Annotated in this window: 8 protein-coding genes; 2 read left to right on the top strand and 6 right to left on the bottom strand. The window is 65.5% G+C overall.

What is annotated here, in order from left to right:
* Window positions 1-47: 47 nt before the first annotated feature.
* The 6 genes from C41B8_RS06755 to cra form a co-directional block, all read right to left on the bottom strand.
* Window positions 48-1,070: a sugar ABC transporter substrate-binding protein gene (locus tag C41B8_RS06755; protein ID WP_037335878.1), complete on the bottom strand. Its 1,023-nt coding sequence runs from the start codon at window positions 1,068-1,070 to the stop codon at window positions 48-50.
* A 309-nt stretch (window positions 1,071-1,379) separates the two neighbouring features.
* A complete protein-coding gene (locus C41B8_RS06750; RefSeq protein ID WP_037335875.1) occupies window positions 1,380-2,420 on the bottom strand; it encodes a zinc-dependent alcohol dehydrogenase family protein in 1,041 nt (346 codons plus the stop codon).
* Window positions 2,421-2,706: 286 nt separating this feature from the next.
* Window positions 2,707-4,992, bottom strand: coding sequence for a phosphatase PAP2 family protein (locus tag C41B8_RS06745; protein ID WP_037335873.1), 2,286 nt, complete (start codon window positions 4,990-4,992; stop codon window positions 2,707-2,709).
* Between the two features lie 447 nt (window positions 4,993-5,439).
* On the bottom strand, window positions 5,440-6,258 hold the full coding sequence (locus tag C41B8_RS06740; protein WP_037335871.1) for an alpha/beta hydrolase: 819 nt from the start codon (window positions 6,256-6,258) through the stop codon (window positions 5,440-5,442).
* Window positions 6,259-6,382: 124 nt separating this feature from the next.
* Window positions 6,383-7,738, bottom strand: a complete 1,356-nt coding sequence (locus C41B8_RS06735; RefSeq protein ID WP_037336074.1) for a sugar porter family MFS transporter — start codon at window positions 7,736-7,738, stop codon at window positions 6,383-6,385.
* A 193-nt stretch (window positions 7,739-7,931) separates the two neighbouring features.
* Window positions 7,932-8,969 carry a catabolite repressor/activator gene (gene cra / locus C41B8_RS06730; protein ID WP_037335870.1) on the bottom strand — a complete coding sequence of 346 codons (1,038 nt, stop codon included), beginning with the start codon at window positions 8,967-8,969 and terminating at the stop codon, window positions 7,932-7,934.
* Window positions 8,970-9,148: 179 nt separating this feature from the next.
* Here cra and ptsP point away from each other — a divergent pair, with 179 nt between their 5' ends.
* Window positions 9,149-12,022 carry a phosphoenolpyruvate--protein phosphotransferase gene (ptsP, locus tag C41B8_RS06725; protein WP_037335868.1) on the top strand — a complete coding sequence of 958 codons (2,874 nt, stop codon included), beginning with the start codon at window positions 9,149-9,151 and terminating at the stop codon, window positions 12,020-12,022.
* Window positions 12,022-12,978, top strand: a complete 957-nt coding sequence (locus C41B8_RS06720; RefSeq protein ID WP_037335866.1) for a 1-phosphofructokinase family hexose kinase — start codon at window positions 12,022-12,024, stop codon at window positions 12,976-12,978. The genes ptsP and C41B8_RS06720 overlap by 1 nt, the downstream gene beginning before the upstream one ends.
* The last annotated feature ends 27 nt before the right edge of the window (window positions 12,979-13,005 follow it).

The following is a 13,005-nucleotide window of genomic DNA, read 5'->3' as shown; positions in this document are numbered from 1 at the left end:
GCGCTGCTGATGCCGTGCGCCCCCTGGCGGTCATGCGCCGCCCACGTCTAGCCCCAGCAGCGTTTCAGCCCCTCCTTCGTATCGATGGATTTCACGCCCTTGACCGGATGATCGGTGACCAGATTGACGCCGGTATTGACGAAATCCAGCCCCGGGCTGTTCTGGGGTTTCTTGCCGGTCTCGACGTAGGTCTTGACCGCCTCGATGCCCTTCGACGCCATGAGCAGCGGGTACTGCTGCGACGTAGCGCCGATGATGCCTTCCTGTACGTTCTTCACGCCCGGGCAGCCGCCGTCGATCGCCACGATAGTGGCCTGATCCTGCAGGCCCACCGCCTTGAGTGCCTGATAGGCGCCGGCGGCCGCGGGTTCGTTGATGGCATAGACCAGATTGGTGCTCGGGTCCTTCTGCAGCAGGTTCTCCATGGCCTTGCGCCCGCCGTCCTCGGCGCCGCCGGTCACGTCGTGGCCGACGATGCGCGGGTCGGTTTCGTCACCCCATTTGTTCTTGTCCTTGATGTCGATGCCGAAGCCCTGCATGAAGCCCTGGTCGCGCTGGACGCCGACCGAGGGCTGGCTGACCGCCAGATCCAGAAAGGCGATATGGGCTTTCTTGTTGCCCAGACGCTTCTTGGCCCACTCACCGATCAGTTTGCCGGCTTCGAAATTATCGGTAGCAAAGGTGACATCGGCGGCGTTGGTCGGCTGCAAGGTGGTGTCGAGCGCGACGACCAGAATGCCCGCCTTGCGCGCTTTCTCGACCGCCGGGACGATCGCTTTGGTATCGGACGCGGTGATCAGGATGCCGTTGACGCCATCGGCGATGCAGGTCTCGATATCGTCGACCTGGGTCTGGTTATCGCCGTCGTATTTGCCGGCATAGGTTTTCAGGTCGACCCCCAGCTTCTTCGCCGTCTGTTCGGCGCCTTTCTTCATGGTTACGAAGTAGGGGTTGGTATCCGTCTTGGTGATCAGACACGCGCTGACATCCTTGGCAAAGACGGGCGAGGCGAGTAGCGCGGCTCCCGCCGCCGAACAATACGCCAAATATTTGATCGAGATCCTGTTCATCGAAACCTCCTGCTTCGCGATCGAGTTTTATTGTTTTATCCCGGTTCCCCGGCCGGGCACGCCGCTCACAGAAGCCGTGTGCCGCCCTTTACATTTGGCGAGCCGGGGCAGGAGGTGTCAATGCAGCGAAGGTCTAGCTCAGGGCCGGCCGGAGGTCGAGCTTACTTGCCCTGTGTGCGCGCCGAGGCGGTAGCGTCGCGACGGTTCGATGGTTTGAAGCTGGGGGCGAACTATAACGGCGTATTTCGTGACGGCGCCTGTTGCCCCCGGGCTTTATGGGAGATATCTCAGAGCCTTACTCAACAGACCCTAGAATGCGGTAATCACCGTGGCGCCGACGTCGGCATGACGATCCATCGCCATCAGTGCATCGCAGGCGTCTTCGAGCGTGATCTGACGGCCGACGATACGGGCGGGCGAGAGCTTGCCGGCGCTCACCATGTCCAGCATGGCGCTGTAACGATGCGCCTGCATGCCATGGCTGCCCAGCAGCTCGATCTCCTCGGCCACGATCTTGTCCATGGGCACGGGCGGGCGCTTGTGCTCGCCCAGCATCAGCCCGATCTGGACGTGTCGGCCCCGTCGGCGGAGATTCATGATCGAGTTGAAGCAGGTGCTGGGGTGGCCCAGCGCATCGATCGATACATGCGCGCCGCCGCGCGTATGCTCGACCACTGCCGCGGCGACATCGGCGCATTCGCTGGCATTGACCGTGGCCACGGCGCCCAGCGCTTGGGCGTGCTGCAACTTATCGTCGGCGATATCGATGGCCACCACGTTCGCGCCCACGGCGTTCGCGATCATGATGGCGGACAGCCCCACGCCGCCGCAGCCGTGCACGGCCACCCAATCGCCGCCCGAAACCCGGCCCTGATCGACCACGGCCCGGAATGAGGTAGCGAAGCGACAGCCGAGGCTGGCCGCGGTGGTGAAATCCATGGCATCCGGCAAGCGCACCAGGTTGAGGTCGGCATGGTGGATGCTGGTGTACTCGGCGAACGAGCCCCAATGGGTAAAGCCAGGCTGGAACTGATCATGACAGACCTGTTGCTGCCCGGCCCGGCATTCATCACAAGCGCCGCAGCCGCCCACGAACGGGACCGTGACGCGATCGCCAACGTGCCAAAGCGCGACATCCTTGCCCACGGCGGCAATCGTGCCCGCCAGCTCGTGGCCCGGTACGTGCGGCAGGGCAACGTCGGGATCATGACCCATCCAGGCATGCCAGTCGCTGCGGCATAGCCCGGAGGCGGCGATTTGGATGACAACGCCGTGCGGTTCGGGATCCGGCGTCGGGAGCTGCTGAATATGCGGGGGCGCTTGGAACGATTCGAAGACGACGGCTTTCACGACAATGAGACCGATATATAGCGATTGGCCTGTCGATGATACGCGGCGCGGACATGCCGGCGAATGCCGGGGCCGCTTTGGGCCCGTATCCGGACCGCGTGATGCCGGTTTGGCCGGGCCGTCATGTCGGCCGAGCCATTGATTGGATCGGCAACTCGGCAGGGCGATTAACGGCGCCGGGCTGCACTCGTTCGCGCAGCCCGGCGTCGGTATTTTACGGTCGCCGTTTTGCCGGTGGCGGCCGTGATCCCGGGCTCGGTCCATCGAGCCCGGGGTGAGCCACGAATCAGGGCTGAATCGTGGCGATCACGTTGTTGCCGCTGTAGCTGATCGAGACGTTATACGTCTTGCCCTGGCTGTCGATGGCCGTGGCACTGGCAAACGTGCCTTTGACATGATCGGCGGCGGCCACGGTGTATGTGGCTTTCGTCGTCGTGGCAGGAACGGTGAGTGCCAGCGTGCCACCCTCAAGATAAATGCCGTTCGCGGCACTCAGCTGGGCATGGTCGTTCAGATTCAGCGCGAGGGTGCCGCCTTTCTGAACATAGTCGGACACCTTGAGGACACCCTTGGCGCTGGTATTCGCGCCGTCGGCGATCGCGACTTTTACGGTGCCTGCTTTCTGATACAGCGTGTTGCTGCCAAAGGCTTTGGCCGAACCAGCGACCAGCGTGCCGTCGACCAGCACGGTACCGCCGCTATAGCTGTTGTCGCCGTTCAAGTGGAGCGTCCCGGTGCCGTCCTTCTGGAGCCGGCCCTTGCCGGAAATATCGTTTTGCCAGTAGTCCTCGGCTTCGAGCCCGGTGCCGTTGGTGCCGTCCATATAGACGTTGACGTCGCCGTTGAACGCGCCGTAGCCGTCGGCCGCCGCGACCAGGTCCAGCCGGCCCCAGCCGTGCGATTCGTCGATCACGGGGTAGTTGGAGGCGATTTCGGTGGTCGCCAGAACGGCGCGACGCTGCTCGGCATTCAGGTACGGGAAGCGCGATTTCAGCAGCACTTCGGCGCCCTTGGGCACTTCCGGCGCCTTGGCGCTTTCGTCCAGCTTGCTCAGGCCGTAGGTCAGAAACGCGCGGTAGCGTTTTTTCATCGCGGCGTGGTCGGCGGCGTTGTCGGCACTGTGCGCCCAGGCATAGACCGAGTCGTAGCCGGCATTACGGGCGGCGCTCAGGAAATAAGCGTGGGCCTGCGATACCGCGGCGTCGGCGATCGCGCGATTGTTCTGGTCGTATAACGTCGCGGCCGTGACGGCTTCGCCCATGATGCGGCCGCCGATGACGTCGAGCGGCGAGTGCATGGCGGCGACGATGCGGTTTTCACCCAGCTCGGCGGCACGCGCCGTCATCTCGGCAAAACGCTGCGGAATCGCATAGGCCATGCCCAGGCCACGGTCGTAGGCTTCCGTCGTATGGCCGCTGGGGAAGGCGCCGTCCTTCGCGCGGCTGGACTTCCAGGTCCCGGTGCCGTCGAAGTTGCCCGAATAAGTGCCGTCGCCGTTGTCGGTATAAGTAGCCCGACGAGCGCACTTCAGGCCGGTCAGCGTGCGGACCAGCGGATTGGCGGGTTCTTCGAAATACTTGCTATGCGCGGTGCCGTCCGGGTCGTAGCAGGTGAGTTCCTGGAGCGCGCTCTTGTCCTGGCCATTGAACGAGGCGACCGAATAGTCGCTGGCGTTGATGCGCCACGGCCGCGGCGATTCGAAATGATATTTCGGCGCTTCCGTCGAGGCGCCGTAGGCCGCGATGGTGCTCAGCAAATTGACGACCGAATCCAGGCTGTAGCCGGTCTGGCCGTAGTTGGTGCCGCCGGAGTCGCCGTCGCTGATCGAGTTGATCAGGTGATTGCTGTCGGTGATCGAAAACGAGGTCGCGTTGCCCGAACTCGGGTTGTAGTCGACGAGGTTCACGTTGCCACTGTCGCGCGAAAGCGTCGTCAGCGAGTGGGCGCCGGTGCGATAAGCGTCGGCCAGCGGGCCGAGCCCGGAGGTAATGCTGTAACCCTTCTCGCGTTGGTCGTCGAGATAGGCAAAGCGCTGTGCTGCGACCTGCGAACGATCGACATCGGGTTGGCTGGCGCCAGCGCGGGTCAGCGTCTTGACGTAGTCGAAGTTCTCTTTCCAGATTTTCATGTCGAGAATCCGGGCGTTATCGAACGTGACCGTGCTCAGGACATCGTTCGTTTTCTTGGTCGCGCCGCCCGCGACACCGGTATAGCTGTAGAGATTGTTCGGACTGTCGGGTTTGAGGTTGGCCGAGCCATAGTTCAGCCACGTGTCGTTGCCCAGGGTATAGATCTTGTCGAAGCCCTTGAGGATCTGAAGCATGGGATCATGCGTCGGGCTGTAGGCGATGGCGTAGTTGTTGTCGTTCGTCTCGGAAAGATTGCTGTCGACCACCGGCTGCTCGCCACTGGCCAGCGTGGGGTTATCGACGGTCTGGCTGTAGCCCAGCCCCTGCGGGACGCCGGGCTCGGCGGTTTGGGTCTCGACGTTTTTCTTGTGGTCGTTACAGGCCGATAGCGTGACGGCTAGCGCCACGGCCACGGTCAAGCTCGTCCCCCGATGGATCAACATGGGTCACCTTTATTCTTAATGAATTGAATCCGTTAATCGGGCCGGGGGACGGATCGAGCCCTCGCCATGCTCTGCATGTCTTGGACAAGACGTTTATGCCGGGTCGATAAGCGCCGGACCAGCCCCCTCTGGCCAAGCGCCGAGCTTAGGCGGGAAATATGAAGAACACGTGACTCGAAAAAACGCGAACGCTTGGATGGCGCGCGATGTACTCGATTCGAATGGTATTCAGAGACGGCCGAGCGCGTAAGGCGGCAGAAATTATTTTTTGACGCGACATCTTGCCCGCGTACCGTGACTTCACGGCATGTTGCGTCAGCGCGTACGCCTGTGGGGCGGGCCGGCGACGCGCGGCGTGATTTCAGCTGCAGCGAAGAGGGTCGCTAAGAGGAGCGCGGTAGCGTGGGCGCTTGCCGATCGCACCGCCGCCTTGGGGGCGGCCGGGTATCAATCGGACGGTGTCGCCCATCGGGTCAGCGCCGTGGCCGGCGAGCGCAGGCCTTCCAGCACGGAAAAATGATGCTCGCCGGCCAGCTCCACCGCGCGGGTGGTCACGCCCAGGCCGGTCCAGATATTGGCCAGCAAATACGTCTGACGTTTGAGTTCGGGCAGTTCGTCGCCGCCCACCACGCAGATCAGATCGCCGTCGAGGTTCGGCGATTGCAATGCCGGAGAGGCGACTGTGGCGCGATGTTCCGAAAGGCCGAGCGTGCCGTTGATATCGGTGGTCGCGACGATCGGGCGCAGGTCGTGCAGCCCGGAGATGGAGATGACGCGGCGAATGCGGCGGCGGGCCGAAGCCAACAGGCCGCTGTGGGCCGTGACGGCATGCGTCACGAGATGCCCGCCGGCGGAGTGGCCGGCGAGTACGAGCGGGCCGTCCACTTCGCCGGCCACGGCATGAATGCCGGCAATCACGGCGTCGGCCAGCGACTCCAGTGTCACATCCGGGCATAGCGGATATTCGATGAACGCAACCCGCCAATTTCGGGCCAGCGCCCCCGCGGCGAACTGATGATTGAGCTCGCGCGACAGCGCACGCCAGTAGCCGCCATGAACGAAGATGAGCGTGCCCGCGGCGTCGCCGTCCGGTTCGAACAGGTCGAAGACTTCGCGAGCGTCGACGCCGTAGGTGCGTTCGGCGGGTTGATTCTCGCCAAGCTGCGCACGAAAGGCATCGGCATCATGTTCCCAGGCCGCGAGCCAGTCTTCGGCGTCGGTCACGGCGGCACGATTGTCGTAAGCACGATCCCAGGCATTTCTCATGTCAGAACCCCGTATTGGGACGTGACCGGCCCTGTCGGCGGACGGGCCGACCCGTTGTTCGTTCGGCACAAACAAAACGACCGGCCCAAAGGCCGGTCGTTAAGTTGGTCATGCCAACAGTTTACTACACACCGATGGCGCGAAGCGCCTTGCCTGCCAGCAGGTTTCTTTCGATCTTCTCGAGCGAGATGCCCTTGGTTTCGGGCACGTACTTGAGCGTGAAGATGATGAACAGCGCGTTGACCGCGGCCAGCAGGCCGAAGGTCCAGGCGCCGCCGATGCCTTCGAACATGATCGGGAAGAAAAAGCCGATGCAGAAGTTGCCGATCCAGTTGGCACCGGTCGAAGCGCCGATGCCGAAGTCGCGGCCCTGCAGGGGCTGAATCTCGGCACACAGCGTCCAGATCAGCGGGCCCGCGGACATGGCGAAGCCGACCACGAACAGCAGCACCATGGCCATGCCGGTGTACTGCAGCACGGTGGTGGTCGCGCCGACGTGCAGCACGTAGCTCAACACGGCCATCGTGGCGGCCATCATCAGGAAGCCGGCGTACAGAATCGGCTTGCGGCCGGCGCGGTCGATCAGTGCGATGGCGATGAAGGTGGCCAGCACGTTGGTCAGGCCGGTCACCACGGTCGCCCACAGGCTGGCCGAAGTACCCTGAAAGCCCGACGCCTGAAAGATCTGCGGGGCGTAGTACATGATCACGTTCATGCCGGTGAACTGCTGCACGAGCTGAAGCGCCACGCCCAGGAATACCGAACGACGGAAGTTCGGGTTGTTCTTGAACATCTGAAACCCCTGGGAATCGGCTTCGGATTCGAGCGCTTCCTGGATCTCGCCCATTTCGTACTCGACTTCCTCCGAGGTGCCGCGCAGCTTGGAGAGCACGTCACGGGCCTCGTCGAAGCGATCCTTGGCGGCGAGCCAGCGCGGGCTGTTGGGCACCGACAGGGCGCCGAAGAACAGCAACACGGCCGGAATCGCCAGCACGCCGAACATCCAGCGCCAGCTTTCGATATAGGAGAACGCGGCATTGGAGACGAACGCGGCGAGAATGCCCACCGTCACCATCAGCTGGTAGAACGAAATCGTGGTGCCGCGAATACGCTCGGGCGTGACCTCGGACAGATACAGCGGCGCCGTGAACGAGGCCACGCCCACCGCCAGGCCCAGCAGGATACGGCCGATCCACAGCATGGTCGGGCCGGTGGCGACCACGCAGACGAGCGCGCCGACGATGAACAGCAGCGCCGAGGCCAGCAGGGCCCGCTTACGGCCCATGCTCTTGGAAATTGAACCGGCCGACAGGGCGCCGATGGCTGCGCCGACCATCATCGACGAGACGATCCAGCCTTCCATGGCGGAGGACAGGTTGAAATCCTTTTTGATGAACGGCAAGGCGCCGGAAATGACGCCGATGTCCATGCCGAACAACAGCCCGGCGAGGGCGGCGAGGCCGCAGGAGAGCCAGACCATCGGAACGATGTCGGCGTGGGCGACGGCGTCGGGCGCCGACTTGGATGTCGACGAGACAGGACCAGATGCACCGGCCATATCGAATCTCCTTGATTGAATGTGTGGGGGAAATGAGAAAGATCGTAGGTACTTATAAAATATCCGCGATGAGCGATCCTGCACATCGCTGTAGGGCGCAACTAATACTAATGTCTCACGGATTTGGAACTTTTTTCCCGCCTGGTGGAACAGGGCGGGTGCGACATTTCAGGATTCGTTGCACCCGATCGTGTCCGGGTGTGCCTTCGCCGCCGAGCGCCGACCACATGCGGTCGAGGGCGATTTCGGCGATCCGGTCGTGCTGTTGCGGCAACGAGTTGACCGCCATGGGCAGGAAGTCGAGCACGCGGTCGTCGCCGAAGGTGCCGGCGCGCGGCAGCCCGCGCGCGGGGGCGTTCTCGGCCAGAAGCACGTCGAGCGCACCGTCCAACAGCGGATAGGCCGCGGTGAGTAGCGCGTCGGGCATGGGGTGTTCGGCCAGATAGTCCGCCAGTAGCCGGGCGCCGCTGGCCCGGTCGTACGCGTCGGCGGTACGGATATCGGCGCGACATTCGCCGCCATGTTCGGCCACGGCGGCCCGAAAGCCGTGGCGCCGACGCTCGGTGATCGATAGCCCCGGTACCGCGTCCAACCACAACAGGGTACGGGTTGCGCGGGTCAGCACCGACGCCGTGAGCTGGCGAGCGGCCTCGGTGTTGCTCGAGGCGACGCTGCGAAAGCGGGTTTCGTCGAGGGGGCGGTCCAGCCCGATCACCGGCAGGCCGCCCTGGGTGATGTCGTCGTAGAATTCGTCGTCGCGCTGCAGGCACGAGGCGACGATCAGTCCGTCGCAGCGCCGGGCGCGTAACGCGTTGACCAGGCTGCGTTCGGTGAGCGGGTCGTCGTCGGAGCCAACGATGATGACTTGGTAGCCGGCCTGACGCGCGCCGCGCTCGATGCGTTTGGCGAGCCGCGCGTAGCTGGCGTTTTCCAGATCGGGCACCACCAGGCCGAGCGTGCGGGTCTCGCCCCGTCGCAGCGCCGCGGCACGCGCGTCCACCTGAAAATGATGGGCGGCCACCACGGCCTCGACGCGCTCGACCGTGGCCGGGCTGATGCGTCGCGCCTCGGCCTGACCGTTGATCACATAGCTGGCGGTGGTGCGCGATACGCCGGCCAGCCGGGCGATGTCGGCAAGCGTACGGGCACTCATGTCGGTGTGTCAGACTTTTGTCTGAAGCGCGGGGTTTTCACTTGATTCCTCGTGCGAGCGATTTCAGCATACGACTGTAATCGCGGTGACACGATTCAGCCATGCGCCGATCGGCGCATATCTCGGGCACGCCGCCACGTTGTATGCCGCTTGCGGCTCGACCCGTTTCCGGAGTTGTCATGCTCGAACTCACTTCCGACGCCGTTCTGCTCGATCAATCCGCCGATGACTGGCGCGATGCGCTGACTCAGGCCGGCTCGGCGCTGACCCGGGCCGGTCTTGTGGATCCGGCCTATGGCCAATCGCTGTTCCAGCGGGAGAGCGAAGGCTCGACCTACCTGGGCAACGGCATCGCGATCCCGCACGGTACGCCGGCCTCGCGCAACTACGTCAAGACCACCGGGCTGCGTCTGTTGCAGTACCCGGACGGGCTGGAGTGGCACGACGGCAATCGGGTGTCGCTGATCATCACCATCGCGGCCGCCAACGACGAACATCTGGATATCCTGCGACGGCTCACGCATGTGCTCGATGCGCCGGGCGTGGCGGAAGGCCTGGCCGCGGCCGACAACGCCGCCGACATCATCGCGCTGCTATCGCGGGCGCCGGTCCAGGCCCGACTCGACCGGGCCACGGTAGCCGCGCGCGTGCCGGTCGCCTCGCGCGAAGGGCTGGCCGCGGTGGCGGCCACGCGGCTGTACGAGGCCGGCGTCGCCGGCGCCGGTTTCATCGGCCAGATCATGGGCCAGACGCCGGTATCGCTGGGCGACAAGCTATGGCTCGTCGAAGGCAGTGCTGACGTCACCCAGCCGGCACTCGGCGTTGCCACGCCGGCCGAGGTCGGCGATGCCGCGGCGGTGTTCGTACTGGCACGCCTGCCGCATGCCGACGAGGCGGCCGACGACGTCACGCGCGGTCTGCTCGAACGCGTGCTTGGCGTGCTGGAATCCGGCGAGGCGCCTCGTCTGGCTCAGCTCGATACCGGTCAGCTGATCGGCCGGCTCGCGGGCGAGTCCGCTGGCGCCGAGGTGCTGCGGGTGCGCGTGCGCAACGCCCATGGCCTGCATGCCCGCCCGGCCAAGAATCTGGTGCAGATCGCGCGCGAGCAGCGGCTGCCGATCCGCGTCCGGCTGGAATCCGGCGGCGCCGACGCCGTCTCGGCGGCGAGCCTGACCAAGGTGATCGGGCTGGGCGCGCGGCGAGGCCAGATGCTGGTGTTCTCGGCCGAAGGCGAGGGCGCGGCGACCGCGTTGGAAGCCATCGGCAACGCAGTCCGCAGTGGCCTCGGTGAGGATGTGCTGCCGCTGGAAGACACCAGCGAAGCCCGGCCTTCGCGCAACAAGACCGAGCCGCGTGTTTATGCGCCGGCGCCGGCGGCTGATACCGCGCTGGACGCCGTGGCGGCCTCGCCCGGCATGGCGATCGCGCCGGTGTTCGTGCTGCGGCTGCCCGAATTCAACTATGCCGATACGTCCGACGACTCGATCAGCGAACGCAAACGGCTCGACGCCGCCATTCGCGAAGCCTACGGCCAGCTCACCGAGCTGATCCAGGCCGCCGACGGCGGCGACATGGCCGAAATCCTGTCGATGCATGAAGAGATGCTGCGCGACCCCGAGCTGCGCGAGGCCGCGGTCGAGGCGATCAACGAAGGCGCTTCGGCGGAAGCCGGCTGGTGGCAGGCGATCGATGCCTCCGCCCGGGCCCAGGCTGCACTGGCCGATCGGATACTGGCCGAGCGGGCTGCCGACCTGCGCGATGTCGGTCGGCGCGTGCTGGGTCGTCTGTGCGGCGTGTCCATGCCGGAGCCGCCCGATCATCCTTATATTCTAGTGGCCGAGGATATCGGCCCGTCCGATGTGGCCCAGCTCGATACCCAGCGCGTGCGCGGTTTGCTCACGGCCAAGGGCGGGGCGACCTCGCACAGCGCCATTCTGGCGCGCAGCCTCGGTATTCCAGCCGTGGTCGGCGCCGGCGAGAGCGTGCTGTCTTTGGCCGACGGCATCGACATGATCATCGACGGCGAGCGCGGTCGCGTTGTACCGCAACCCTCGGACGACCGCCGCGCCCGGGCCAACCGGGCGATCGCCGAGCGCGCCGAGCTGGAGGCCGAAGCCTTCACGGCCCGCTTCGAGCCGGCGGTGACCACCGATAACGTCCGGATCGAGGTCGGGGCCAACCTCGGCAATACCTCGCATGCCGCCGATGCGGTCGAGCGCGGGGCCGAAGGCGTCGGCCTGCTGCGGACGGAATTCATCTTCATGGCGCATCCGGCCGCGCCCGATCTGGATACCCAGGTCACCGAATACAAGCGGGCCTTCGAGGCGCTCGGGCCGGGCCGCCCGCTGGTGGCACGCACGCTGGACGTCGGCGGTGACAAACCGCTGGATTACTGGCCGGTGCCGCCCGAGGACAATCCGTTTCTTGGTTTGCGCGGCATCCGGCTGGCGCTCAACCGGCCGCAAGTTCTGGAAACTCAGATGCGCGCGTTGATTACGGCCTCGGAGGGACGCCCGCTGCGCATCATGTTCCCCATGGTCAAGGACGTGGCCGAGTTCCATCAGGCCAAGGCCATCTACGATCGCGTGGTTCAGGAGTTCGACGGGGTCGACGTCCAGCTCGGCGTGATGGTCGAGGTGCCGTCCTGTGCGCTGCTGGCGGAAACGCTGGCGCCGCATGTGGATTTCTTCTCCATCGGTACCAACGATCTCACCCAGTACACCCTGGCGATCGACCGCGGGCATCCGCGCCTGTCGGGCCAAGCCGACGGTCTGCATCCGGCGGTGCTGCGGCTGATTCTGATGACAGTGGCGGCCGCCGAGGCGCACGGCTGCTGGGTGGGCGTGTGCGGCGAACTGGCCAGCGACGCCCAGGCAGTCGGCGTGCTCGTGGGGCTTGGCGTACACGAGCTGTCGGTCAACGCACGCCAGGTGCCGCTGGTCAAAGCCCGCATCCGGCGGCTGTCGCAGGCTGAGGTGTCCACGCGCGCCGAAGCGTTGTTGTCGCTGGCCACGGCCGCCGAGGTTCGCGAAGCCGTCGAGGCCGAGCAGTAATGGCGCGTGTTCTAACCATCACGCTCAATCCGGCGCTGGATCTGTCCATCGGGCTGGGGCGGCTGGCGCCCGGCGAGGTCAATCGCGCGAGCGCATGCCGCACGACTGCGGCCGGCAAGGGCAACAACGTGGCGCGCGTGCTCGCCGCACACGGCCACGAGGTGTTGGTGACGGGGTTTCTCGGCGCCGGCAATGCGGCGGTGTTCGAGGCCGCGTTCGCCGAATGGGGCGTGACAGATCGTTTCGTGCGCGTGGCCGGCGAGACACGAACCAACGTCAAACTGGCCGAAGCCGATAGTCGGGTCACCGACATCAACGCCCCGGGGGCGACGGTCGATGACGCCGATGTTTCGCGGCTGGCCGATGAGCTGGCCGCGATCGCCAGCGCGCCGCCGGATGCGGTGCTCATGGCGGGTAGCTGGCCTCCGGGGCTCACCGCGCCGATGCTCGAGCGCGCGCTCGCGCCGTTGCGTGAGGCCGGGATCCCGCTATGGCTGGATGCCAGCGGTGCGGCGCTCGAAACCGGGCTGGCGTTGGCGCCGGTATTGATCAAGCCCAACGAAGCCGAGCTGGCCGCCTGCGTCGGTCGGTCGCTCGGCTGCGACGCGGATCTGCTGGCCGCAGGACGCGAATTACAGGGGCGCGGCGTGGCCGAGGTGGCCATCTCGCGCGGGGCCGACGGTGTGCTCTGGCTCGCCGGCTCGGCTGGGCTGGCCGCGCGTGCACCCGAGGTGCCGGTCGAGAGCACGGTCTGTGCCGGCGACACGCTGGTGGCCGGGCTGATGCACGGCCGGCTGTCGGGCTGGACCGACGCCCGGACGCTGGCTTTTGCGGTCGCGCTGTCGGCCGATGCGGTTACCCGGATCGGCGTCGGACGCTCGGATACGCCGGCCTTCGAATCTTTGCTTCGGGCGGTGACGGTATACCCCGTCGCGGTCGAGGCCGCGGTGGAATAAAGAGCTATTGCCAGGCGAGGCGTGGCG

The sequence above is a fragment of the Salinisphaera hydrothermalis C41B8 genome, from assembly GCF_000732535.1.
GTDB classification, from domain to species: Bacteria; Pseudomonadota; Gammaproteobacteria; order Nevskiales; family Salinisphaeraceae; genus Salinisphaera; species Salinisphaera hydrothermalis.
The sequence above is the reverse complement of the archived record's forward strand: the minus strand, read 5'-3'. Positions and strand labels throughout refer to the sequence as shown.